Annotated in this window: 20 protein-coding genes and 1 other annotated feature; of the genes, 13 read left to right on the forward strand and 7 right to left on the reverse strand. The window is 36.3% G+C overall.

The window, feature by feature from the left end; genetic code table 11:
• Positions 1–92: 92 nt before the first annotated feature.
• Positions 93–1,487, forward strand: coding sequence for a 6-phospho-beta-glucosidase (locus tag BCR22_RS00730; protein ID WP_069653085.1), 1,395 nt, complete (start codon positions 93–95; stop codon positions 1,485–1,487).
• Positions 1,488–1,556: 69 nt separating this feature from the next.
• On the opposite strand, the gene BCR22_RS00735 is transcribed toward BCR22_RS00730, so the two are convergent.
• Both BCR22_RS00735 and BCR22_RS00740 read right to left on the reverse strand, forming a co-directional pair.
• Entirely contained in the window at positions 1,557–1,994 is a 438-nt protein-coding gene (locus BCR22_RS00735) for a hypothetical protein (protein WP_069653086.1), read from the reverse strand.
• Positions 1,995–2,150: 156 nt separating this feature from the next.
• The gene (locus tag BCR22_RS00740) at positions 2,151–3,440 is read right to left on the reverse strand and encodes a BaiN/RdsA family NAD(P)/FAD-dependent oxidoreductase (RefSeq protein WP_069653087.1); all 1,290 of its coding nucleotides are present in this window, start codon (positions 3,438–3,440) and stop codon (positions 2,151–2,153) included.
• A 138-nt stretch (positions 3,441–3,578) separates the two neighbouring features.
• Between BCR22_RS00740 and gdhA the strand changes: the two genes are divergently transcribed.
• Together gdhA and BCR22_RS00750 are read left to right on the forward strand one after the other, a co-directional pair.
• Entirely contained in the window at positions 3,579–4,925 is a 1,347-nt protein-coding gene (gene gdhA, locus BCR22_RS00745) for an NADP-specific glutamate dehydrogenase (RefSeq protein WP_069653088.1), read from the forward strand.
• 247 nt (positions 4,926–5,172) lie between these two features.
• A complete protein-coding gene (locus BCR22_RS00750; protein WP_069653089.1) occupies positions 5,173–6,522 on the forward strand; it encodes a glucose-6-phosphate isomerase in 1,350 nt (449 codons plus the stop codon).
• A gap of 65 nt (positions 6,523–6,587) precedes the next feature.
• On the opposite strand, the gene BCR22_RS00755 is transcribed toward BCR22_RS00750, so the two are convergent.
• A complete protein-coding gene (locus tag BCR22_RS00755; protein ID WP_069653090.1) occupies positions 6,588–6,923 on the reverse strand; it encodes a hypothetical protein in 336 nt (111 codons plus the stop codon).
• A 263-nt stretch (positions 6,924–7,186) separates the two neighbouring features.
• Between BCR22_RS00755 and lepB the strand changes: the two genes are divergently transcribed.
• The 6 genes from lepB to pheT all read left to right on the forward strand — a co-directional run bounded on the left by lepB (position 7,187) and on the right by pheT (position 19,487).
• Entirely contained in the window at positions 7,187–7,732 is a 546-nt protein-coding gene (lepB, locus tag BCR22_RS00760; protein ID WP_069653091.1) for a signal peptidase I, read from the forward strand.
• 137 nt (positions 7,733–7,869) lie between these two features.
• A complete protein-coding gene (locus BCR22_RS00765; RefSeq protein ID WP_069653092.1) occupies positions 7,870–11,448 on the forward strand; it encodes a PD-(D/E)XK nuclease family protein in 3,579 nt (1,192 codons plus the stop codon).
• A complete protein-coding gene (addA, locus tag BCR22_RS00770) occupies positions 11,441–15,238 on the forward strand; it encodes a helicase-exonuclease AddAB subunit AddA (RefSeq protein ID WP_069653093.1) in 3,798 nt (1,265 codons plus the stop codon). Before BCR22_RS00765 ends, addA begins: the two co-directional genes overlap by 8 nt.
• 63 nt (positions 15,239–15,301) lie before the next feature.
• Positions 15,302–15,646, forward strand: coding sequence for a winged helix-turn-helix transcriptional regulator (locus tag BCR22_RS00775; RefSeq protein ID WP_069653094.1), 345 nt, complete (start codon positions 15,302–15,304; stop codon positions 15,644–15,646).
• A gap of 42 nt (positions 15,647–15,688) precedes the next feature.
• Positions 15,689–15,898 (forward strand) — a binding site (T-box leader).
• A 112-nt stretch (positions 15,899–16,010) separates the two neighbouring features.
• The gene (gene pheS / locus BCR22_RS00780; RefSeq protein ID WP_069653095.1) at positions 16,011–17,057 is read left to right on the forward strand and encodes a phenylalanine--tRNA ligase subunit alpha; all 1,047 of its coding nucleotides are present in this window, start codon (positions 16,011–16,013) and stop codon (positions 17,055–17,057) included.
• A gap of 6 nt (positions 17,058–17,063) precedes the next feature.
• Positions 17,064–19,487 carry a phenylalanine--tRNA ligase subunit beta gene (gene pheT / locus BCR22_RS00785; RefSeq protein WP_069653096.1) on the forward strand — a complete coding sequence of 808 codons (2,424 nt, stop codon included), beginning with the start codon at positions 17,064–17,066 and terminating at the stop codon, positions 19,485–19,487.
• 56 nt (positions 19,488–19,543) lie between these two features.
• Here the strand turns inward: pheT and BCR22_RS00790 are convergent, their stop codons facing one another.
• Genes BCR22_RS00790 through BCR22_RS00805 form a run of 4 tightly spaced genes read right to left on the reverse strand, consistent with a single transcriptional unit; the run spans position 19,544 to position 22,544 of the window.
• Complete coding sequence (locus BCR22_RS00790; RefSeq protein WP_111248682.1) at positions 19,544–20,200, reverse strand: amino acid ABC transporter permease; 657 nt, start codon at positions 20,198–20,200, stop codon at positions 19,544–19,546.
• A gap of 12 nt (positions 20,201–20,212) precedes the next feature.
• Entirely contained in the window at positions 20,213–20,911 is a 699-nt protein-coding gene (locus BCR22_RS00795; protein ID WP_069653097.1) for an amino acid ABC transporter permease, read from the reverse strand.
• Between the two features lie 46 nt (positions 20,912–20,957).
• Positions 20,958–21,782: a transporter substrate-binding domain-containing protein gene (locus BCR22_RS00800; protein ID WP_069653098.1), complete on the reverse strand. Its 825-nt coding sequence runs from the start codon at positions 21,780–21,782 to the stop codon at positions 20,958–20,960.
• A 33-nt stretch (positions 21,783–21,815) separates the two neighbouring features.
• Complete coding sequence (locus tag BCR22_RS00805; RefSeq protein WP_069653099.1) at positions 21,816–22,544, reverse strand: amino acid ABC transporter ATP-binding protein; 729 nt, start codon at positions 22,542–22,544, stop codon at positions 21,816–21,818.
• 457 nt (positions 22,545–23,001) lie between these two features.
• Between BCR22_RS00805 and racE the strand changes: the two genes are divergently transcribed.
• The 4 genes from racE to cbpB all read left to right on the forward strand — a co-directional run bounded on the left by racE (position 23,002) and on the right by cbpB (position 26,404).
• Positions 23,002–23,829, forward strand: a complete 828-nt coding sequence (racE, locus tag BCR22_RS00810; protein ID WP_141706520.1) for a glutamate racemase — start codon at positions 23,002–23,004, stop codon at positions 23,827–23,829.
• Positions 23,830–25,179: a ribonuclease PH gene (rph, locus tag BCR22_RS00815; RefSeq protein WP_069653101.1), complete on the forward strand. Its 1,350-nt coding sequence runs from the start codon at positions 23,830–23,832 to the stop codon at positions 25,177–25,179. It abuts the gene before it with no gap.
• 10 nt (positions 25,180–25,189) lie between these two features.
• Positions 25,190–25,705 carry a metallophosphoesterase gene (locus BCR22_RS00820; protein WP_069653102.1) on the forward strand — a complete coding sequence of 172 codons (516 nt, stop codon included), beginning with the start codon at positions 25,190–25,192 and terminating at the stop codon, positions 25,703–25,705.
• Between the two features lie 201 nt (positions 25,706–25,906).
• A complete protein-coding gene (gene cbpB, locus BCR22_RS00825) occupies positions 25,907–26,404 on the forward strand; it encodes a cyclic-di-AMP-binding protein CbpB (RefSeq protein ID WP_069653103.1) in 498 nt (165 codons plus the stop codon).
• Positions 26,405–26,443 lie beyond the last annotated feature (39 nt).

Genomic DNA, 26,443 nt, shown 5'->3' on the forward strand with positions numbered 1-26,443 from the left:
AAGAGCTTGACATGGGAACATTCCCACATATTATGATAAAAATGTAAACGATGTCAGAACATTTTCTGAACAAAAAATCAGGAGGGAAACACATGACAAGAGATGCATTGAAAATCGCAACAATTGGTGGAGGGTCAAGTTATACACCAGAATTGATCGAGGGATATATTAAAAGAAAAGATGAATTGCCAATCAAAGAAATTTGGTTAGTTGATATTGAAGCAGGAAAAGAAAAATTAGAAACGGTTGGGGCTATGGCAAAACGCATGGTCAAAGCAGCGGGATTAGATTGGGAAGTTCATTTAACATTAGATCGTCGTGCAGCGTTAAAAGATGCTGATTTTGTATCGACTCAATTCCGTGTAGGATTACTTGACGCTCGTATTAAAGATGAACGTATTCCTTTATCACATGGTGTGCTAGGCCAAGAAACAAATGGCGCAGGTGGTATGTTTAAGGCATTTCGCACGATTCCAGTAATCCTTGCGATTATCGAAGACATGAAAGAACTTTGTCCAGATGCGTGGCTTGTTAATTTTACGAATCCAGCAGGAATGGTAACGGAAGCTGCCATTAAACATGGCGGGTGGAAGAAAACAGCAGGGTTATGTAATGTACCGATTGGCCACAGAAAACAAGCTGCTGAAAAACTAGGTATTCCAGAAGATGATCTATTCTTCAAATTTGCTGGAATCAATCATTTCCATTGGCACCGTGTTTGGGATAAACAAGGAACTGAACGAACACAAGAATTGATCGACTTGATTTATGGACCACAAGAAGATTCTGAAAGTCATTTGAAAAATATCCACAACGCACCGTTCCATTATGAACAAATCAAAGATTTAGGGATGTTACCATGTGGCTATCATCGGTATTATTATATTGAAGATGAAATGCTAAAACATTCGATTGAAGAGTTTGAAAAAGGCGAAACAAGAGCACAAGTAGTAAAAGAAACGGAAGCACGTTTATTTGAACTTTACAAAGATCCAAATCTGGATTACAAGCCAAAAGAATTAGAAGAACGAGGCGGGACTCATTACAGTGATGCAGCATGTGAATTGATCGCATCGATTCATAATGATAAACGCACAGATATGGTCGTTTCAACTGAAAATAATGGCACAATTACAGATTTACCTTATGATTGTGTCGTTGAAGTTTCAGGTCCTGTCACTGCCCACGGACATGAGCCATACAATTGGGGGGCATTTCCACCAGCGGCGCGTGGAATTATCCAAGTGATGAAAGGAATGGAGGAAACTGTGATTCGTGCGGCAATGGATGGAGACTACGGTGCTGCGTTACATGCCTTCACAATCAATCCGCTTGTTCCAGGTGGAGCGATGGCAAAAACGTTACTAGATGAATTGTTGATTGCGCATAAAGATCATTTACCAAACTTTTCAGCAGCTATTTCTAAAATTGAAGTAGAACAACCTGATACAGTGGCTTATGTTACTGAATTAATGAAAAGCAATTAAAACTTAAAAAGCCTGATTTTGTCGATGATTGGCAAAATCAGGCTTTTTATCAGTCATTGAATAAAAAGGTTAGATTGTTTTCGTTGTTGTGCCTTCTTTAAAAAACGATCGTATTGGATTATGGGTCTCAACGTTAAATTGATAGGAACGGTAACGAAATAATTGATTTAATACGACAAAAGCAGAGACTTCCGTCATCAGAAAAATGTTTAATGAATCAATCGAAAGGCTAGCTAAAGAAATTGCTAAAAATAAGATAATGAATAGAGAAAATAATTGCTGAATCTGATTTGTAGTTGTAATAGTCACTTCTTCGGTGTCTGGAGTAATGTTGACTTTTTGGGAGAAGCGAAAAAGTCCTTCTCGAAATTCTAGAATGTCACCAACAGTAACATTTAGTTCAATTGAAATATTATTGAATAATTTTCCTTGATACACACCATTTTTATAGACGGAAAAGTGGCGCACGCATCCCCATGTCGTTTGTCTTTTTAACTTAATTTTCATTATGATCACCTCTTAAAACTATTTTCACATAAATCGAATAAAAAAGAATCCAACAAAAGACTGATTTATAGTGATAGTTTTATCCTGCTAAAGTCCTATTAAGGCGAAAAGAAAAGAACTCCGGAAAATCTAGAGTTCTACTGAATAAAAACTAGTTTATTCTTGATCTAAAGGTGGTAAATATGTATACTCGGCAATTGTTGCAGCATGCGTTCCAGCAACATGTCCAGTTACGAAGGCCGCAGTAACATTATACCCCCCTGTATAGCCATTAATATCTAAAAGCTCCCCTGCAAAAAATAAACCATTAAGTAGTTTACTTTCCATTGTTTTTGGTTGGATTTCTTTTAAAGATACGCCCCCGCCAGTTACAAAAGACTTTTCGATCGGTAATGTTTTATCTGCTTTTATATCAAAAGACTTTAAGCGTTGGACAAGTTGATCTAGTTGTTTTTCCGAGACTTGTTTCGCTTGGACGTTTGAAAGGTCGAGCTCGTTTAAGACGAAATCAAGTAGTCGTTCAGGAGCTACGTTTTTCAAAGCGTTTTTTAATGATTTTGCTGTTTGCTCTAAAAGTCTTTTTGTGATTTCAGCACGTAGTTCTTGTGTACTTTTTTGAGGAAATATATCTAGGCGAAGTGTGACAGGTTGTTGATTATTTTTTGTCAATTCTTGATTAACAAAGCTGGAACATCTTAAGGCAGCAGGGCCAGAAATACCAAAATGCGTAAACAAAAGATCCATTTGATGTTCAATGACTACTTTTCCTTGATTGTTTAAAACGGAAAGCGAAACATCCTGTAAAGAAAGACCTTGCAACGTTTTTTCTTGAATAAAAGGTTCGCTAGAAATGATAGGAGATTCCGTTGCATATAAAGGACTGATCGTATGTCCAACTCTTTTTGCAAGTTTATAACCATCGCCAGTAGACCCGGTAGAAGGATATGTTCGTCCGCCAGTAGTTAGAATAACACAAGGAGCATACAATTTTTCATGTTCCAAAGCGACACCAATCACTTGTTTATCTTTATAAAGAATTTTCTCAACTTTCGCCTCCGTATAAATCGTAACACCCAATTGTTCCAATTGATTAAACAACGTTTCAACAATTGTTTTTGAGCGATCCGTGACTGGAAACATCCGACCGTGGTCTTCTTCTTTTAAATGAGTTCCGTTTGATTCGAAGAACTCCATGATATCATAATTAGTAAATTGCGAAAAAGCACTATATAAAAATTTGCCATTTCCAGGAATATGAGCAATGATCTCTTCCGCTGGACGATTGTTTGTGACATTGCAACGACCGCCTCCAGTTAATAAGAGTTTTTTTCCAACCCGTTTATTTTTTTCTATCAATAATGTATTACTGCCAGATTTAGCAGCAGCAATAGCTGCCATCATACCGCTAGTGCCAGCTCCAACGACAATAACATCAAATAATTTCATAAATTCTCCTCCATTTCAATGGTAGTTTAACACAATTTTGGAAAAATTTTCTAAGTTTTTTTCAATTTACAGTAAAAAGTTGTGGAAATTTTCTGAATTTAGGTTAAAATAGGATTATAACAATGAGAGGGTGATTAGATGGAAGCAAAACAGTACGTGGAAGAGATTCAAAAAAAGATTCATGAAAATGATCGAGGGCAAGTGGAATACTTGCAAGCTGTCGACGAATTTTTACCAACGGTTGAAGTATTTTTGAAAGAAAATCCAGCATTCATTGAAGCCAATATTTTAGGAGTTTTGATTGAGCCAGAAAGAATTTTACAGTTTAGAGTTCCATGGCAAGATGACAAAGGAAACTGGCAAGTCAATCGTGGTTATCGTGTGCAGTATAATTCTGCGATTGGTCCATATAAAGGCGGCCTACGTTTTCACCCTAGCGTGAATTTAAGTGTGATGAAATTTTTAGCGTTTGAACAAATTTTTAAAAATAGTTTGACGGGTTTACCAATCGGTGGAGGCAAAGGCGGAAGTGATTTCGATCCTAAAGGAAAATCAGATGCTGAAGTCATGCGTTTTTGTCAAAGTTTCATGACAGAATTACAAAAACATATTGGACCAAGTACAGATGTACCCGCAGGAGATATTGGAGTTGGTGCAAGAGAGATCGGTTACTTATTTGGCATGTATAAACGCCTAAGAAATTATGATGCAGGTGTCCTAACAGGAAAACCTTTAGGTTACTGGGGAAGTCAAGCTAGAACGGAAGCTACTGGTTATGGCTGTGTCTATTTCGTAAAACATTTATTGAATGATTCAAATGACTCATTTGAAGGGAAAAAAGTCGTCGTTTCAGGGAGCGGTAACGTTTCAATCTATGCAATGGAAAAAGCGAAAGAATTAGGTGCAACTGTTCTAACTTGCTCAGATTCAAACGGTTTTATTTACGATCCAAACGGTATTGATGTTGAATTGGTTAAGGAACTAAAAGAGAAAAATCGTGAACGTATTTCTAAATATGTCGAGACACATTCTGATGCTACGTATTACGATGGTCAATCTGTATGGGACTTCGAAGTAGCTTACGATATCGCTTTACCTTGTGCCACTCAAAATGAAATCAGCGAAAAGCAAGCTGAATTATTAGTAAAAAATGGCGGAAAGATTGTAGCTGAAGGTGCTAATATGCCTTGTACGTTAGATGCCGTAGCAGTACTTGAAAAAGCTGGGGTATTGTATTGTCCTGGTAAAGCAGCAAATGCTGGTGGCGTTGCCGTATCTGCCTTAGAAATGAGTCAAAACTCAGAACGTCTATCATGGTCGTTTGAAAAAGTAGATGGTATGCTAGATGATATTATGAAAAATATTTATGAAACTTGTCGAGATACGGCGAACAAATATGATGCTGCAAATAATTTCGTCTTAGGGGCGAATGTTGCAGGATTTGAAAAAGTCGCACGAGCTATGCTAAGCCAAGGTTTGGTCTAGTCCAAATAACGAGAGAATGGAGAATGATAGTGATGATTTTAATCCTATTCATTCTTCATTTTTTTCTGGTTTTTGCCACATGAACGGTTAGGTAATCCAACAAAATGTTTTGTTTTTGAGGTGTAAACGAGTCTTTTTAGCTGATTTAAAATAAAAGTGGTACAGACAGTCATAATTTGCTTGAAAAAAGCAGAAAAAGAACGTAAAGTAGTTAGTGTATTAAGTTTAATTTCAAGGAGGAGAAGGAATGTCACACATTCAATTTGATTATTCCAATTTGACACCATTTGTTGCTGATCATGAATTGGAATACATGCAGACACAAGTGACTGCAGTAGACAAAGCATTACGAGAAGGAACTGGAGCAGGTAGTGATTTTACTGGTTGGATCGATTTACCAGAAAATTATGATAAAGACGAATTTGCCCGTATCAAAAAAGCGGCTGAAAAAATTCAATCTGATTCTGAGGTTTTAGTTGTAATCGGAATTGGCGGTTCTTACTTAGGTGCAAGAGCAGCAATTGAATTTTTACATCATTCATTCAATAATTTATTGCCAGCAGATGAGAGAAAAGCTCCACAAGTTTTCTTTGCTGGAAATAGCATCAGCTCAACATACTTAGCTGATTTAATCAATGTTATTGGTGATCGTGACTTCTCAGTAAATGTGATCTCTAAATCAGGTACAACAACAGAACCAGCAATTGCCTTTAGAGTATTTAAAGAATTATTGATCAAAAAATATGGTAAAGATGAAGCGAATAAGCGCATCTATGCAACAACTGACCGTGCTAAAGGTGCTGTTAAAGTTGAGGCAGATGCTGAAGGTTGGGAAACATTTGTGATTCCTGATGATGTTGGCGGACGTTTCACTGTTCTAACACCAGTTGGGTTATTACCGATTGCCGTTAGCGGTGGCGATATTGATGCTTTGATGACAGGTGCTAATGATGCTCGTAAAGAGTATGCCACAACTACTGAATTAAGCAAAAATCAAGCGTATCAATATGCTGCATTAAGAAATATCTTATATCGTAAAGGTAAAACGACTGAAATGTTGATTAACTACGAACCAGGAATGCACTATTTTTCAGAGTGGTGGAAACAATTATTTGGTGAATCAGAAGGAAAAGATCAAAAAGGAATTTTCCCTGCAGCAGCCGATTTCTCTACTGATTTGCATTCAATGGGTCAATACGTTCAAGATGGAATGCGTAACTTATTTGAAACGGTTGTTAAGGTAGATACGCCACGTCATGTTGTTTCTATCCCTGAGCTTGCTGAAGATTTAGATGGATTAGGCTATTTACAAGGGAAAGAAATTGATTTTGTGAATACAAAAGCATTTGAAGGAACATTATTGGCTCATACAGATGGTGGAGTGCCAAATATGATTGTTAAAATTCCAGCAATGGATGCTTATTCTTTAGGTTATGTTATGTACTTCTTTGAAATTGCCGTAGGAATTTCAGGTTACTTAAATGGTGTAAATCCATTTGACCAAGAAGGTGTGGAGGCGTATAAAAAGAATATGTTTGCCCTACTTGGTAAACCAGGATTTGAAGATTTAGCGAAAGAATTGAATGCACGTCTGTAATATAAATGAATAAAAAAGCGTCAACAGGATTTTAACTTCCTTGTTGGCGTTTTTTAATGTTACATTCATTTAAAATTATCATCTTTTGGATAGGGCAGAACATGCAAGGAGTAGTCGTCCTCGATTGTTTCTTCATAAGTTGATTCTTGATAATAATGATTTTCAGTTTCTTGTGTAAAATCGTTAGGATAAGCAGATTCGTTTTGAGTTGAATCGATTGCTAGTTGTGAGGCAGTAAGATTATTCTGTGCTAACCGTTCTTTCGCTGCTTCTACTGCTTTTTGAGTATTGTCATGGTGTGATTTGTGATTACCACCAGTGAATGTTAAATAAATAATCAACGCAATCATTATAATTGTTATTATAATTAAACCAATAAACATGCCAAATGAAATAAACATGATGGTAAACCTCCTTTATCTTTCCTATTCCACTTCAGTTTATCAAATGTTGCGCGTACAGTCATCTATTTTCTTATATATTCATAATTAAAATGAAGCAGAATAGTAGTAGAATAGGAAAAAACAAATAGAGAAAATGTTTAAAACGGAGCAGTTAGACAGAAAGAATCCAGCAATGACTTAAAAATTTATTTAAAAAGACAAGAATTCTGTAGGTATTGGATTGTTTGTGGTAAAATGTAGAAAGCAAGTTTTTTGGAGGAATGAATTTGAAGTCTAAAGAGTTATTACATACAATATTATTTTTTGTTGGTTTAGCAGCTTTACTATTTTTATTAAGACAATTTGTGTTCACGCCAGTTGTTGTCAAAGGGCATTCGATGGATCCGACTTTAGCAGATGGTGAAAGAGTAATTGCTTTAAAAAATACGGAAATTAAACGCTTCGATATTGTAACATTTCCAGCACCAGATGAACCTGATAAGAATTACATCAAGCGTGTGATTGGTTTGCCGGGTGACACGATCGAGTATAAGAATGATGTGTTGTATATCAACGATAAAGAAGTGAAAGAACCTTACCTTGATGAATTCAAGGGAGAAGTCAAAGACGGATTACCATTGACTCTTGATTTTACGCTGTCGGAAGTTACTGGTGAGAAGAAAGTTCCAGAAGGTGAATATTTTGTAATGGGTGATAATCGTCGGAATTCCAAAGACGGACGCATGATCGGTTTTATCAATAAGGATAAAATATTAGGGGATGTGAAATTTGTTTTGTGGCCCCTTGATCGATTTGGAACGATTTAATGAAATAACCATTCAATGACAATATAAGAAAGTTCTCTTTTAAGTAAGAGGCTTTTTTTTTTAATAGTAAAAATGATATCCACACTGGAATTATGATAAACTAAGAAGAGGAAACATTTATAAAGGATGTGAAAAAAATGAGTCTACAATTTATCCGTGGAACTGCTGAGATGGATTTAGAAGAAGCACTTTTACAAGCGTCTGTCCAGTGGTTATCTGATGAAGGGTCACATGAAGTTTTTTATTTAGTACCGAACCACATGAAATTTGAGCAAGAGATCAATGCACTTAAACGAATAAAAGAAATCCAAGAGAATCATAGTGATTCGATTGCAACGATGCGCTTTCAAGTATTTAGTTTTTATCGATTGGCATGGTACTTTTTACAGCATACACAATATTATGGCTCTGAAATCCTTTCTGAAGCAGGAGCCGCAATGGTCTTCAGAAAGATCTTATCAGAAAATGAAGAATCACTAAAAGTCTTTCGTGGGGAAGTCAATAAATCAGGATTTATTCAGCAGTTATTTGACTTGTATCAGGAAATGAAAGAAGGCAATATTGATTTAGATGAGTTATTTGGTCAATTATCGGGAACAAATTCAGATAGTAAAGAACAGGATTTACAATTAAAGATTCAAGATATTAAATTAGTATTTTCAAAATTTGAAGAAACAATGACTCAATACGGAATCAAATCAGCAGAAATTATTAATTATTTGACAGAATATCTAGAAACAAAAGACTTACACAATGTTTTATTCGTAATCAATGGGTACCATAATTTTTCCGCAAGGGAATTGAAATTGATTGAAACATTGATGCGTCGCGGAGGCGAGGTTAAAGTTTCTTTAGTGTTGGATAAAAAATATCCGAATGAGTTACCATCGCCAATGAACTTATTTTATGAGACAGGGACGACCTATCAAAAATTGTATCAAATAGCTAGAAACGCCAATGTAGCGATATTGCCGGATTACGTGGAAAAAAAGAAGAAATTGATTGCAAACGGTAGTATACAGACTCTTGAAAAGTATTGGATCGAGGCTCAAGAAAGTCATCCGAAAAAAGGCAAACGAGGAATCACGGATGACCATGTGCAATTTTGGTGTGCAGAAAATCCCAAGGAAGAACTCAATCACATTGCAAAAGAAATTAGAAGATTAGTTGTGGAAGAACATTATCGGTATAAAGATATTCAGCTGTTAACAAGAGAACTGGATAGTTACGAAACACTGATCGAACCGTTATTTTCGATGCATGAGATTCCCGTTTATTTGGATCGTGATATGGCAATGGAACAGCATCCTCTAGTTGAATTCATTCAGTCTTTGTTTGCGATACATGCGTACCATTATCGTTACCGTGATGTATTGCGTTTTTTAAGAACAGAATTATTTTTTCCAATTGAGGATCAAACCTCAGTTGAAGACTGGCAAATACAGCGAAATGAATGGCGTCGTAAAATAGATGTAGCTGAGAATGTTGTTTTAGCCTATGGATATGAAGGATATCATTGGGTGAAAAAGAAGGATTGGCACTTTATCCGTTATGATTTCGAAACAGAGCAGCAGGATGATACTGAATTAATTGAAAAAGATTCGAATGCTGTACGAAATATGATCCAACAAACTGTCCCAACGTTTTTTGAACAAATTCAAGAAACGAAAACAGGAATCGAAGCAGCAGACTATTTTTATCGTTTTTTAGTGAATAATGGGGTCGAAAAACAATTAATGATGTGGCGCAATCAAGCAATCGAGAAAGGTCAATTGGAAGACGCTCGTAATCATGAACAAACGTGGGAAGCATTAATGACGTTACTAGATGAGTATGTGACAATTTACGGAAATGATTCCTTTGATTTAACGCTTTTTGAAGAAATTTTTTCTAGTGGTTTAGAAGGTCTACGCTATAATAAAGTTCCGACTGCAATTGATCAGGTACAAGTTCGATCAATGGATCTTGCTCGACCAGGACAAGCTAAAATTGTTTTTGCTATTGGTTTGACGGATCAAGTATTGCCGCAAAAATTTGATAATAAGACCTTATTATCTGATGAGGAGAGAGAATACGTCAATGGACATTTAGACGATGGGCAATTTTTATTGAATGATACGAGAAAAAGCATAGCCAAGGAACCCTTTAACGCGTATATCATGTTTACGTCGGCGACGAATCGTTTGTATTTTTCTTATCCTACTGTGAAAGATACCGCTAAAGACGTAAAAGTATCACCTTATTTAATCAATATTCAAAATGACTTAGGGATTCGGATGCAACAAAGAAATGGACTCACAATTTTAGATAATGAACAAGTCAGTCTTGAACATATCGGGACATACCGAACATTAATCAGTGATTTAACCAATCTAAAACGACAAAAGAAGGAAACGCAAGAAGGAATGTTGTCTTTCTGGCTTGTATTAGAACGTGAATTAATGAAACAGTCACAAGCAGCACTGGCAACCCACGTTTTTGAAAGTCTTGGACATCAAAATTTACCAGAAAATCTAGAGGAACAGTTGGCAGATGAGTTATATACTAAGACTATTTATACTTCAGTCTCTAGAATGGAGAGTTTCTATCGTTGTCAGTATCAATATTTTTCACGTTTTGGATTAGGATTAAAAGAAAGAGATGTTTTTGGTTTATCGCCAGCTGCAACTGGAGACTTTTTCCATGAAGCGTTAGATCAGTTCTTTAAATTATTGATTATGCAGAACAAGCAATTATCTGAGCTGACAGATAGAGAAGTGAATGAGTTTACAGAACAAATCTTGAATACTGTATTTGGTGAGATTAAATTTTCGATTCTTGATACATCTAGTCGAATGAATTATATCCGTTATCAACTTGGCCAAACAATCAAAAAAGTGAGTTGGGCATTAAAACGTCAAAGTGAACGTAGTGGGATGACGACGATTCAAACGGAAGTTCTATTTGGACAAATTGCAAGCCAAAAAGGAATTAGAGGTCTAGAATTACCATTGAAAAATGGCGGTAATATCAGTGTTCGGGGGAAAATAGATCGTTTAGATCAGTTAGTGACACCAGATTCTCTATACTTAGGAGTCGTTGATTATAAATCTAGTCATAAGAAATTTAATATTACAGAAGCTTATTATGGCTTAGCGATGCAGATGCTAACTTACTTAGATGTTGCTTTGATGGATGCTGTGAGTTTGGTTGGTCAATCAGCTAAAGCAGCCGGATCATTCTATCTGCATGTTCACAATCCCATTCTTCCATATGAAACCGAAGATAAAAAAGAGCAGCAGCTGTTAAAGAAATTCCAATTTGATGGCTTGTTATTGAATGACCCAGTCTTGCTTGAGAATCTAGATAGAAGTTTGCAAGCCAAACAAAGTTCATTGATTTTCCCAATTGAGGAATCAGCCAAGGAATTGATCAAACCTGGGCGTCGTCAAGAAGATAAATTTGTAACAGAACCTGAATTGGAAGTATTATTGACTCACAACCGTAGTAAATTTATTGAGGCTGGTAACAAGGTGACAAGTGGTGAAATCGATTTAAATCCAGCCTATCAAGGAAAAGAACGCATCGCATGTCGTTTTTGCCCATTTAGAAGTGTGTGTAATTTTGATGTTATGTTAAAGGAAAACAATTATAATCGAATTGAGACCTTATCTAAAAAAGAAGTGATGGATCGGTTGATTGAAGACGAGCAGGAAGGAGGAGCGAGTGATGAGTAAAGTTATTCCATTACGTCCAGAAAATGAACAATTTACCGATAACCAATGGCAAGCTGTTTTTGATGGAGATGAAAATATTTTAGTCTCTGCTTCTGCTGGTTCTGGAAAAACAACGGTCCTTGTTCGTAGAGTAATCGAAAAACTCAAAAGTGGCGTTGATATTGATCGAATGTTGATTGTAACGTATACGGAAGCGGCAGCAAAAGAAATGAAAGAGCGAATTCAAGTCGCTTTACAAAAGGCAATAACAAACGAAAGTGAGCAAGATAGAAAACAACATTTTATGAGACAATTGACCTTACTTCCGACTGCGAATATCAGTACATTGCATGCTTTTTGTTTAACTGTGATTCGACGCTTTTACTATTTGATCGAAATGGATCCTGTCTTTCGATTGTTGACGGATGAGACCGAAATGTTACTGTTAAAAGAGGATGTGTGGGATGAACTTAGAGAAAAATTCTATGCTGAAAACGAAGAAACTTTTTATCAGCTGACGAGTAATTTTTCTAATGATCGTAGTGATGAGGGTTTGACGAAATTGATCTTTTCACTATACGAGTTTGCACGTGCTAATCCAGATCCAGACGAATGGCTGATTCATCTAGCAGATAGTTATCAAGTTGTTGGAAGTTTAGGTGATTCAGCGTTATTCCAAAAGTATTTAAAACCGCAAGTTATGGAAAGTCTATTGCGTTGTGTAGATCGTTATGAAGAGATGATTCGTATGTCGGAAGGCGAAGAAAAGTTAGAAAAAATCGCTATTCTCGCTAGAAATGAAAAAGAGTTCGTTGAAACCTTTACTAGTCAATTAGCAGATAATGATCTAGAGTCAGGATTTGACATTTCAAAAACAATTACCTTTGCCCGTTATCCTACAGTGCGTGATGAAGAGTTGAAAGAAATAGCAGCCCAGGCGAAAAACTTGCGCGAGCAAAATAAAAAAGCTATCAACGACATTTTAAGTAATCTCTTTACGTTGTCTCCAGAACAAATGAAGGAAATTTTAGAACAATCACAGCCGCTTGTGCAAGAAATGGCTAAAGTAGGAAAAGCATTTATAGAGACATACAGCAAACAGAAATTAAGAAAAGGTCTCGTTGATTTCAATGATTTAGAACATTTTACATTGGCAATCTTAGCAAAAAAAGAAGCAGGCACATGGCTTGCGACAGAAGCATCTAAGTATTATCGAGAGAAATTCGACGAAGTATTAGTCGATGAATACCAAGATATCAATCGATTACAAGAAACGATTCTTTATTGGTTAAGGCGACCAACTGCTGAGGAAGGCAACCTGTTTATGGTTGGTGATGTGAAGCAATCAATTTACTCTTTCCGTTTAGCTGATCCAACACTATTTATTGAAAAATATAACCAATATGGGCAAAATAAGGATGGAAAACGGATTGTTTTAGCTGAGAATTTCCGTTCTAGGAAAAATGTTTTAGATTTTACCAACTTAGTGTTTGAACAGTTGATGGATGAACGGGTGGGTCAAATTGCATACGATGAGGCAGCAAAACTTGTACATGGCTTTGACCAATTTGCTGAAGCTGAAAATTATGATACAGAACTATTGATTTATGAAAAGAAATCGGTGCAGTTGGAAGACACACTTAAACTAGATGATACTCAATTGATTTTAGAAGACAAAACTGAAGGCGAACTGCATATGACAGCGCTGAAAATCAGAGAGTTGATCGACAAGAAATTTTTGATCTATGATAAATCGACCAAAGAAAATCGACCACTGACCTATAAAGATATAGTGTTGTTGACACCAACGAAGAAAAACAATTTAACGATTTTAGAAATATTCAAACTAGCTGGAATCCCTATTCAAGTGAATGATGCGCAAAATTATTTCCAAGCGACAGAAGTTCAGACAATGGTCGCACTCTTGCAAATTATTGATAATCCGTATCAAGATATACCGTTAGCAGCCGTTTTACGTTCGCCCATTGTTGGGTTGAAAGAAAACGAGTTAGTGATGATCCGTTTGGCAGCTAAAAAAAGTTCGTATTACGAAGCGTTTTTGACATTTAATCAAAACGAAGCTGTTGAAAAAGAGCAACAGATATTAAAAGGAAAAACAACGAAATTTGCTGACTGGTTAGAACAATGGCGAGAAATTGCTAGACGGAACCAATTGTCAACATTGATTTGGCAAATTTATCAAGATACTGCGTATTTGGATTATGTTGGTGGCATGCCGGCTGGTAAACAAAGACAGGCAAATTTATTCGCGTTAGTTGATCGAGCAGCCAGTTATGAACAAACAAGCTTCCGAGGATTGTTTCAATTTGTTCGTTTTATTGAAAAAATGCAGGAAAAAGATAAAGACTTAGCTGAACCTGTGATTTTGAGCGAAGAAAATGCAGTTCGAGTGATGACCATTCACGCGAGTAAAGGGTTGGAATTTCCAGTAGTATTTATTCTAGATATGACTAAAGAGTTTAATCTTGGAGACTTGAATGAACGCTATATTTTCGATGATCGTTTAGGTGTGGGAATACGTTATCTTGACCAAACAGATCGAATGCTTTATGAAACTTTACCATTTCTAGCAATCAAACAGGCAAAACTAAAAAAATTACTATCAGAAGAAATGCGAAAATTATATGTAGCTTTGACCAGAGCAGAGCAAAAACTTTATTTAGTAGGATCATATAATAACAAAGAAGCGGCTTTTAAAGAATGGTTAAAAGTGGGAGATGTTCAGACGAAAGTCTTGCCTAGTGAAAATCGTTTACAGGGAAAAAGTAGCTTGATGAACTGGGTCGGGATGAGTTTGATTCGCCATCAAAAAATGGCTGAATTTCAAACGGAGTTCGTTGTGGAGAAAATTGCTGGAATCACCAACCATTCTGCTGGTTTTACTATTGGGTTTATGACTGAAAAAGACATCCAAGAACAGTTTGCCACACTCCAATTTGTTGAGACAAGTTCTGAAAAACGAGAATGTATTGAAAAAAGTGATTCAAACATTATAGAAAAAGGTCTTCGCCGATTAAATTATGACTATCCATATCAATTGTCAACCAAAACGACGAATTACCAATCAGTATCTGAAATTAAACGAGTATTCGAGGACCCAGATAATAAAGAAATCGCTAAAATTGAAGTAGACGAAAAAAATACAATGCAGCCAACACCTATGATTGTTCATCGAATGAGTGAAGGCGAGTTAGGTAAACCTAGATTTATTGAAACGATTAGAAAACCATCTGCAGCAGAAATTGGTACTGCAACACACTATTTATTGCAGCTTTTGGATTTAAATGAAGAACCGACGAAAGACAGTATTGTTCAATTGATCAATGAATTAGTTGAAACGAATATCATTCAAGATAATGTGGCAAAACAAATCAGTAGTGATGAAATTCTTTCATTCTACCAAACGAGTTTAGGTCAACAATTATTAGAAAATCCGGACAAAGTTGTTCGTGAACAACCATTTTCAATGTTGTTGAAAGCGGAAGAACTCATCAAAGATTATCCGAAGGAGACCCAAGATGATTTATTGATTCATGGAATGATCGATGGCTATCTTGAACAAGAGGACAACTGTATTCTTTATGATTATAAAACTGATTTTGTTCAAGACATTGACAATAGTGCAGAAATCAAAAAAATTATCTTGCGATATAGAGGCCAATTGAATTTATATCGAAAAGCATTAGCTCAAGCAACTAATAAGGATGTCAAGCAGGTGTTGCTCGTATTATTGTCTGCCAGAATTATTATTGATATGGACAAAGAAGAGATTGTTGAAAAAATGAATTAATGAAAGCAAACCTACTTACAAATTGTAAGTTGTATGCTATACTCAGTTCACGAGGTGAGGAAGATGGAGCAAGTAAAAACAACCGAGTTTTCATTATGTCCTAAATTCGAGAAAGCATTTGCGATTTTAGGGAAAAAATGGAACGGTTTGATCATTGATGTCTTGTTGGAGAACGGTCCTCAACGATTTGGTGAGTTAAGACAAAAAATCCCTGAACTAAGCGATCGGGTTTTGGTGGAGCGCTTAAAAGAATTGGAAGGCGAAGGGATTATCTCAAAAGCAGTTCGCTGTGATGAGAGTAGCCGTCTAGAGTATTTTCTCACGAATAAAGGCAAGGACTTACAACAAGCAATGGAACAAATTCAGAGTTGGGCAGAAAAATGGGTTACTTCAGAAGAATGCTGTTGACCTTAGACTTAATTTCTTGTAAACTGTAATCAATTGAATAACAAAAAAACAGTGATGGAAAAGAGTAGTTTTGTAGATACGGAAAGGGAAAACCTGTCATAGACTGGAAACAGGTTGCGTAATCGGAAAATGAAGTTCACTTCCGGAGTTTGTTTGTTCCAAAGAGAACAGACCGGTGAAAGCCGTTATAAGAATTGAGTGCATGATTTTTTGTCATGAAGTAGGATGGTATCACGATAGCTCGTTCCTTTTAAGAGGAGCGGGCTATCGTTTTTTATTTGATTCATGCTTTAGAGGCATGTGTACATAATGTCTACAGCCTGGAACTCAGTTCAATTATCAAACAATAGAAAGGAATAGAGACATGACATTAAAAGCTCAATTAGAAGCTTTACGAGATGAAACATTGAATAATATCCAACATGTTACTGATCTTAAAGCGCTAAACCAAATCAGAGTAGAAACATTAGGAAAAAAAGGCCCCATCACCGAAGTGTTGAGAGGGATGAAAGATCTATCAGCGGAAGAACGTCCAGTAGTTGGAAGTTTTGCGAATGAAATTCGTGATCTATTGACTGAAGCTTTAGAAACACGGAAAGAAATTTTAGAGACTGAGGCATTAAATGCAGCTTTAGACCAAGAAACAATCGATGTAACGTTACCTGGTAAACAACTGGCTCATGGGACTCGTCATGTGTTATCTCAAGTAATGGAAGAAATCGAAGATATTTTCGTTGGCATGGGGTATCAAGTTGTAGAAGGATATGAAGTTGAGTCAGATCATTACAATTTTGAGCGTATGAACTTACCTAAAGATCACCCAGCTCGTGACATGCAAGATACATTTTATATTTCTGACGAAATTTTGATTCGTACACATACATCACCTGTACAAGCTAGAACTATGGAAAAACATGATTTTTCAAAAGGCGCATTGCGTATGATTTCTCCAGGGAAAGTATTCCGCAGAGACACTGATGATGCGACACACAGTCACCAATTCCATCAAATCGAAGGCTTAGTTATCGATAAAAATATTACAATGGGCGACCTCAAAGGAACACTGGAAGTTGTTATGAAAAAAATGTTTGGGGAAGATCGTAAAATCCGTCTACGTCCAAGTTATTTCCCATTTACTGAACCTTCAGTGGAAGTTGATGTTAGTTGCTTTAAGTGCGGTGGTGCTGGCTGTAATGTCTGCAAACAAACAGGTTGGATCGAAATTTTAGGTGCAGGGATGGTTCATCCAGATGTCTTATCAATGTCAGGAATCGATCCAAATGAATATACCGGTTTTGCTTTTGGCTTAGGTCCAGATCGTGTAGCAATGTTGCGTTACGGCGTTAATGATATTCGTAATTTCTATCAAAATGATTTACGTTTCTTAAATCAGTTCAAGGTAAAGGAGTAGTCGACGATGTTAGTTTCTTATAAATGGTTAAGTGAGTATTTAGATCTTTCAAAAATTTCTGCAAAAGAATTATCTGATCAAATGTCTTTGACTGGAATCGAAGTCGAAGGCGTTGAAGTACCAGAAGAAGGCTTGAAAAAAATTGTCGTGGGTGAAGTCAAAGAATGTGTACCTCATCCAAATTCAGATCATTTATCGATCTGTCAAGTTGACATCGGTGAAGAAGAATTGTCGCAAATCGTTTGTGGTGCACCAAATGTCAAAACGGGCATTAAAGTGATCGTAGCTTTACCAGGTTCTCGTATCACTGGGAACCAAAAAATCAAAAAAGGTAAAATGCGCGGTGAAGTATCAAATGGCATGATTTGTTCATTACAAGAATTAGGCTATTCTGATAATGTGATTCCTAAAGCATATTCTGATGGAATTTATTATATGCCAGAAGATGCAGTTAACGGGGAGGATGTCTTTTCTTATTTAGATATGGATGATCAGATTATCGAATTATCCATTACACCTAACCGTGCTGATGCTTTAAGTATGCGTGGCGTTGCATACGAAGTAGGGGCTATTTACCGCCAAACACCTAAATTCAATGATGATTATGTAGATGAAGATACTAGCGAAACAGCAGAAAACTATCTTTCTGTTGAAGTGGAAGATAAAAAAGATGTACCAGCGTATCAGATCAGAATCATTAAAGATGTAAAAATTGCTGAAAGTCCATTGTGGTTGCAAACGCGCTTGATGAATGAAGGCATTCGTCCAATCAATAACGTAGTGGATGTAACAAACTACATTCTTTTACTATTTGGTCAGCCGTTACATGCGTTTGATTATGATAAGTTAGAGAGTCAAACGATTTTAGTAAGACGTGGCAAATTGAACGAAGAAATTGTTACTTTGGATGGTGAAACAAGAAAAATATCTGAGGAAAATATCGTCATTACAAACGGAAAAGTTCCAGTGGCTTTAGCTGGTGTAATGGGTGGTGCGAATTCAGAAATCACTGATGGAACAACTACTGTTGCCTTAGAATCAGCGTTATTTGATTCTCTATCTATCCGTAAAACATCAAAAGAGTTTAATTTACGTAGTGAATCTTCAAGTAGATTTGAAAAAGGAATCAATCATGCAACGATTGGCGAAGCTGGTGATGTAGCGGCTGCGATGATTGCTAAATTAGCGGGCGGGACGGTCGTTTCTGGAAAAGTGATTGGCTCTGAATTAACTCTTGAAGATGTAGTAGTAAGTGTCACGATTTCACGAATCAATGAATACCTAGGTACTGAAATGGATCAAGCAACCGTTAGTGAAATTTTTGATGCGTTAGGATTTTCGTACGAACGTGATCAAGATAAATACATTGTGACAATTCCACCAAGACGTTGGGATATTTCAATTGAAGCAGACTTGATCGAAGAAGTTGCGCGTATTTATGGCTATGATAATTTGCCATCGACGTTACCAAAAGGAGAAACAGTAGCTGGCAGTTTAACGAGCGGTCAACTAGCAGTTCGTAAAATCAAAAGTTTGTTAGAAGGCTGTGGGGCCAGTGAAGCCATCAGTTATGCTTTAACAACCGAGGAAAAATCTCGTCAATTTATGATGAGAGAAAGTTTAACAACAAGTTTACAATGGCCAATGAGTGAAGAGCGGTCCGTTTTAAGAATGAATTTGATTTCAGGTTTATTAGACGATGTAGCCTATAATGTTGCACGTAAAAACAACAATGTTGCTCTTTATGAAGTTGGGCGAGTGTTCTATCAGTATAATGACCCTAAAAAGGAATTACCATATGAAGAAAATCATTTAGGGATCGTATTATCAGGAAGTAGTGCAGTGAAAGATTGGCAAACAAAAGAAGTGCCCGTTGATTTTTATACAATTAAGGGAATGCTTGAAGTGTTATTCGATTCTGTAGGAATTTCTGACAAGATCGTTTACGAAGCAACAAAAGGTAATCAAGACTTACATCCAGGTAGAAGTGCTTTAGTAAAATTAAATGATAAAGTGATCGGTTTTATCGGACAAGTTCATCCAACAGTCGCGAAAGAATATGAGATTCCTGAAACATATGTAGCTGAATTAAATCTTCAAGCACTTATAGAAGAAGAAAACGATGCGTTAGTTTATCAGCAAATTTCCAAATTCCCAGCAATTTCAAGAGACATTGCGTTATTAGTGGATGAAACTGTTACAAACCAAGATTTAGTTGCCATCATTTCAAAACATGCTGGTAAATTCCTGCAATCTGTTCATTTATTTGATGTTTACCAAGGAGAGAATATCGCTGAAGGAAAAAAATCAATGGCGTATAGCTTAACGTTTGTAAATGCAGAAGCAACGTTAGTAGATGAAGAAATCACTTTTTCAATGGAAAAAGTGGAAAAAGCATTAGTAGAGGAATTTGATGTAACGATACGATAAAAAAATAAAAGTGTATCGCAAATCTATCAATAGTTTTGCGATACGCTTTTTATTTTTTATGCCCAATTTCTCGAAAGCCATCTTGAAAATTGGGAAATTGAAAAGTTGATGACGAAATACATCAAAGCCACAAGACCATAAATAGCAAAGACTTGTTCAGTTTGCGCGTAACGTCCCATTAAAATATAAGATTTACCAAATAGTTCTTGTAATGCAATGACCGAGTACAAGAAACTAGTATCTTTGATCACGGTCACAAATTGAGAAACGATAGCTGGCAATACATTTCGAATCGCTTGAGGTAAGACGATATGCAACAGAATTTGAACATTACTAAACCCTTGTGAACGGGCAGCTTCTTTTTGTCCTTTGTCTACACCGTTCAACCCACCACGGATAATTTCAGCTAATGCAGCAGTAGTGAAAACAGTGAAACTGACAATACCAGCTGGAGTAGATTTGATTTTAAAAATCAAGAAAATGACATATATCCATAATAAATTAGGAATATTCCGGACAATTTCGATATATAAACTAGCTAAAAATTTTAGAAATCCACTTTTTTTGTTTCTCAATACGGCTAAAAGGGTTCCAAAGATTGTACTTAAAACGATTGAAACAAAAGAGATATAAAGAGTAAGCTTCAAACCATCGAATAAAAAGCGCAAATTATTGCCGGTCAGAAGTTGACTCATTTGATCTGAAAAAGACATGTTTGCATCCTCCTATCTGGTATAAGCTTTCTTGTTATTTTCTTCAAGTTTCCTAGCTAAATTAGCGAGTGGGAAACAAAGGATAAAGTAAAGTAATCCTGCTACAGTAAACGCTGGAATATAATTCAAATTAATTGAAGACCAACTATTCGCAGTGAACATTACATCTGCTCCGGATATAATCGCAACGGTCGACGTGTTTTTTATCAAGTTGACTATTTGATTCGTAAGCGGTGGTAACATAATTCGCCATGCTTGTGGTAAGACCACGTAGCGCATAGTTTTTCCATAAGAAAAACCTTGAGAATAAGCTGCTTCAAATTGACCTTTTGGAACAGCACCAATTCCAGAGCGAACAACCTCTGAAATATAAGCACCATGGTATAGACCAACGCAAATAATAGCAATAGTCGTGGTTGAAAAAGTCAACATCGGACTAATTAAAGGAAACCCATAATAGACTACGATAAATTGAATCAACAAAGGGGTATTTTGAAAAAACTCAACATAAATTCGACTGATTACATTTAAAAATTTATTCTGCATAGCGGATAGACTACCGAAAAAAATTCCTAATAGCATAGCAACAATCAGTGAGCCAATAGCCAATAAAATAGTATAGAGGAAAGCATCGCCAAAAAGTTTCCAGTCTTTAAATAATGCTTCCCAACGATAGAGTGCAAAAGGACCTGCATTCGCTATAATGAACATGTATTTTCCTCCTAAATTCTAATAAATTGCATAGAACCGCGAAGTGCTAGTCTAGATTCCACGTTTTGTAAATTTTTTCTAAGGTACCATCTTTTTCCCATTTTTCAATGGATTTATTCAACTGATCATTCAATTCAGTATTGGCTTTTTTCGTTGCGATGCCATATTCTTGTGGTGAGAAACCATCTTTAAGGATTTCTGTACTAGCGTCGACATATCCTGTCAAAATCGATTTATCAACTGAAAAAGCATCGATTCGTTTTGAAGTTAAGGCAGTTTTTAGTTCCGGATAAGAACCAAGTTCTTGGTATTTAAAGGATACACCTAATTCTTTCGCTTGTTTTTCAATGGCTTCTTTTGTAGTCGCTGATTGAACGACGCCAATAGTTTTTCCATCTAAACTAGCAGTATCAGTGAATTTATCTGCCTTTCTAACTAAGAAACCAACTTCGTCTTTATAATAAGGTGTTGTGAAATTATACGTTTCTTTTCGCTCATCGGTAATGGTAAACGTCGCGATGACCATATCCAATTCACCATTATCTAATAAAGGACCACGAGTTTTAGCTGTTACACCAACAAACTCAACATTATCCTCGCTGCCTGTTAATTCTTTTGCGATTAGACGAGCGATGTCTGGTTCCATTCCCTCGTTTTTATTTGTGTCTGGATTCATATAGCCGAAATTAGGGACATCTTCTTTTACACCAACTTTAATAACACCAGCATCTTTGATTTTTTGAAGAGTAGTGGTTCCTTTACTGCCAGAATCAGCAGAATTCTTATCATCTCCACCGTTACCACAACCTACAATTAAACCGAGTAATAGAGTAAGGGATAATGCTGCCACTAATTTTTTTGTCTTTTTCATTTTAAAATTCCTCCTTGTAACTGATTTTGTGTATTAATTATGAATAATTTTGCTTAGGAACTCTTTCGCACGTTCATTTTGAGTATTAGTGAAAAAATGTTCGGGTGTTCCTGTTTCGATAATTTGACCGTCATCCATGAAAATGACTTTATCAGCTACTTGGCGAGCAAAGCCCATTTCGTGGGTTACACAAATCATCGTGATGTTTTGTTTGGATAAATCAACCATAACATCCAAAACTTCTTGGATCATTTCAGGATCAAGTGCCGAAGTCGGTTCATCGAATAGAATGATCTCTGGATGCATATTCAATGCTCGTGCAATAGCTACTCGTTGCTGTTGTCCTCCAGAAAGTTGAGCAGGGTAAGCATTCGCTTTATCAGCTAACCCGACTCTCTCTAAGTATTCCATGCCAGTCTTGGTTGCTTCTTCTTTACTAACGCCTTTGACTTTAATGGGTGCTAGCGTAAGGTTTTGGATGATTGTTTTGTGTGCATACAGATTAAAACTTTGAAAAACCATGGCCACTTTTTGGCGAACCTTTTGAACGGGAGCTTTCGGTTCGGTAATGTCGATTCCATCAACAAATATGTGTCCATCCGTGACTTTTTCTAACCGATTGATACAACGAATCAAAGTACTTTTACCAGAGCCGGAAGGGCCGATGATTACGATCTTTTCTCCTTCGTTGACTTTTAAAGAAACGTCCTTTAATACGTGATGTTCCCCAAAAAACTTATTTACATGTTCCAACGAAATCATGGTCATTCTCCTTTATGTATAGAATTGTCACATCATTTTTAAAATAAGCGATGCGATAGTGAACAAATAAATGATTGTATACTTTAAAATAACGATTGATATTATTTTAAACTGAGAATACGGTAAGATTCTTTTATAAAACTACTTATCCAATGTGTTAGGAATAGTGTGGAACACAGTAGTTATATAATGTTCTTTTTATAAAAACAGTTTTCTTTTTTATTTAATCCTATCATCATAAATCTATCCATTCGTTAATGTTAGAAATTATAACATATGGAAAATGAGATTGCTAGTTTTTTTTACTTAAAAATAAAAGTCCTTAAAAAGCACACAAGAAATAAAATTCCCGTATAAAGAATGATATAATAGAAGCAATTGATGTTGAAGCTTGAAAAAAAGTAGTAAAGAGTAGAGAATAAGAGTGTTGAAAAAATACTGTAAAGGTTTGATTGACTTGAAGATTCATGAAGCAATAGGTTTTATAGATTCCGGTGTCGGAGGACTGACGGTAGTGAAAGAGGCATTAAGGCAACTACCAAATGAACGTTTGATTTACCTTGGAGATACAGCACGCTGTCCTTATGGGCCGAGACCAGCTGAACAAGTAATCGAATTTACTTGGGAAATGACCAATTTTCTTTTAGAAAAAAATATTAAAATGTTAGTGATCGCCTGCAATACTGCGACAGCAGTTGCATTAGAAGAAATCAAGGCGAAATTAGATATCCCTGTTGTAGGTGTGATTATGCCAGGAACAAGGGCTGCATTAAAAGCAACGAAAAATAGTCGCATCGGTATTATCGGCACTGTTGGAACAATCAAAAGTCGCGCTTATGAAGAGGCATTATTAAGTAAAGCACCCAAAACATTTGTTTCAAGTTTGGCTTGCCCAAAGTTTGTTCCAATCGTCGAAAGTAATGAGTTTCACTCATCTGTAGCAAAAAAAGTTGTATCAGAAACGTTAAACCCATTACAATTAAAGAACTTAGATACCTTAGTTTTAGGTTGCACTCATTATCCATTATTACGCCCTTTGGTTCAAAACGTTATGGGAGACCAAGTAAAATTGATTGACTCTGGGGCCGAAACAGTGAGTGAAGTTAGTATGCTATTGGACTACTTTGATATAGCGAATACCCCACAACACCAAAATGAACCAAATGAATTTTATACAACGGGCTCTGCGAAAATGTTTCACTCCATTGCTAATGACTGGTTAGATATTGAGGTATTAAACGTTGAGCAGGTGCGATTATCGACGAAGACATGTGGAGGAAGATAAATGATTAGACATGATGGAAGACAAGCGAAAGAATTAAGAAAAATTACCATTGAGACGAATGTTTATAAATATCCTGAAGGATCAGTAGTAATTTCGTTTGGCGATACAAAAGTAATTTGTTCTGCGACGGTGGAAGAAAAAGTCCCACCATTTTTAAGAGGTGAAGGAACTGGTTGGGTGACAGCTGAGTATAGTATGTTGCCAAGAGCCACTAACACAAGAAATATCCGTGAAAGTGCTAAAGGTAAGTTGACTGGACGAACAATGGAAATTCAACGCTTGATTGGGCGTTCATTACGTGCTGTAATCGATTTAAAGAAACTGGGAGAAAGAAGTATCATCGTGGATTGTGATGTTGTACAAGCAGATGGCGGAACTAGAACTGCTAGTATTACAGGTGCTTTTGTCGCTATGAAGATCGCAGTAGATAAAATGATTAAAAGAGGAGAATTACAAGAAAATCCAATCAAAGAGTATTTAGCGGCTGTTAGTGCTGGGATTTTAAGTGATGGAAATTGTGTTCTTGATTTAAATTATTTAGAAGACTCTGCTGCTGCTGTAGATATGAATTTAGTAATGACCGAATCTGGTAACTTTGTTGAACTCCAAGGAACGGGAGAAGAAGCAACTTTTTCAGGAGATGAGTTGAATGCACTCCTATTCTATGGCAAAACCGGCATTGAACATTTGATTGCCTATCAGAAAGAAGCGTTAATGACTCAAGTAAATGAAAAAACGTTTACTTCAGAAGAACAAACTATCGTGATTGCGACGAGAAATTCTGGAAAAGCGAAAGAATTCAAAAAAATGTTTGCTGAAAAAGGCTATCAGGTCAAAACATTATTGGATTACCCAGAAATACCGGATGTTGAAGAAACTGGGAAGACGTTTGAAGAAAATGCTCGTTTAAAAGCAGAAACGATTGCGGATCATTTAAAACAACCAGTTTTGGCGGATGATTCAGGATTGATTGTTGATGCATTAGGTGGCAGACCAGGGATTTACTCCGCACGTTTTGCTGGAGAGCCCACGAATGATGCTGCGAACAATGCTAAATTACTACATGAATTAACGGGAGTACCGAAGGAAAAACGAACGGCTACCTTTCATTGTACGCTCGTGTTCGCTGCCCCGAATAAAAAAAGTTTAGTTGTTGAAGGGAATTGGTCAGGAGAAATTGGAACGATTCCAAGAGGCGAAAATGGCTTTGGCTATGATCCTTTGTTTTTCGTACCAGAAGAGCAAAAAACAGCGGCTGAACTTTCAGATGAACAAAAAAATGAAGTCAGTCATAGAGGTCAAGCTGTGGCAAAACTAAAAAATCAATGGGTAGAATGGTTGGAAAACTAGGAGGTTGTACATGAAATATCTAGTAGTAAGTGATAATCATGGTGATCGTGATGTGTTAGTTGATTTAGCACAAGCTTATCGAGGGAAAGTGGATAAAATGTTTCATTGTGGGGATTCAGAATTAGCGCCTACTGATGAGTTGTGGGATGATTTTATAGTTGTAAAAGGCAATTGTGATTATGATCCTGATTTTCCCAACACAATCGTTGAAAAAAGTGGATCAGATACTATTTTTATGACACATGGTCATCTAGCCAATGTCCGCTCAGGTTTGACAAGTTTAGCATTGCAAGCTGAAGGAGCCAAAGCCAATGTGGCATTATTTGGTCATACACATGAGATTGGTTGCGAAGTCCGGGCAAATGTTCTTTATTTGAATCCAGGGAGTATCAGTTTACCTAGAGGGCCGATCCAACTTAAATCTTACGCAATTGTTGAGAGCACACCAGATCAATTTATTGTTCAGTATTATGGTCGGGATCACAATCCGTATAAAGAACTGCATTTTATTTTTAATAAAAAATAGCTTTTAGATGAGGCTGGGACAGAAACTTATTTCCGAAGGGATTGCTTCTGCTCCCGCCGTTTAATCGCTAAATGTGAAGAAAATCAGTTTAAATCTTAATTTTTTTTAAGAGTTATGAAAAAAGTTTGAATTTGAAGACATTTGCATCCGTTTTCTGTACAATGATAGTTGTGGCAAAGAAAATGAAATGGAGGCACTCCAATGATTGGAACTGCTGTAAAAGAATTATTATTAGAAAAACAAGAAACATTTTTAATACCAGCGGAAAATGTCGCAAACGTAATGTGTTTGAATCCGCTAAGTCATGCTCTATTGGTTCTATCCCAAGTGAAATATTCAAAAATCCCTGTTCTAGATAAAGGTGATCGTTTTGTCGGATTGATCAGCTTATCTGATGTAGTGGATAAAATGTTCGATATTAGTTCTGTTGATTTTGAGAAATTAACTAGTTTTACGGTAGCCGATGTGATGGAAGTCAACATTCCAGTGATTGGTGAACAGTGGGAATTAGAGGATGTTCTTCATTTGTTAGTCGATGCAGCATTTCTGCCTGTAGTAGATGACAATCAATGCTTTAAAGGGATCATTACACGCAAAGAACTCCTAAAAGCAATTAATCATATGGCTCATGAGTTAGAACGGAAAAATGTTATTTTACCTAAATCCGATGGAGAGTCTATAGAAATGAAAGTGATTTGAGTATCTGAAATTAACTATTCACATTTATCTGATTATTTG

It is taken from the genome of Enterococcus plantarum (assembly GCF_001730295.1).
In the GTDB taxonomy this organism is placed as follows: domain Bacteria; phylum Bacillota; class Bacilli; order Lactobacillales; family Enterococcaceae; genus Enterococcus_L; species Enterococcus_L plantarum.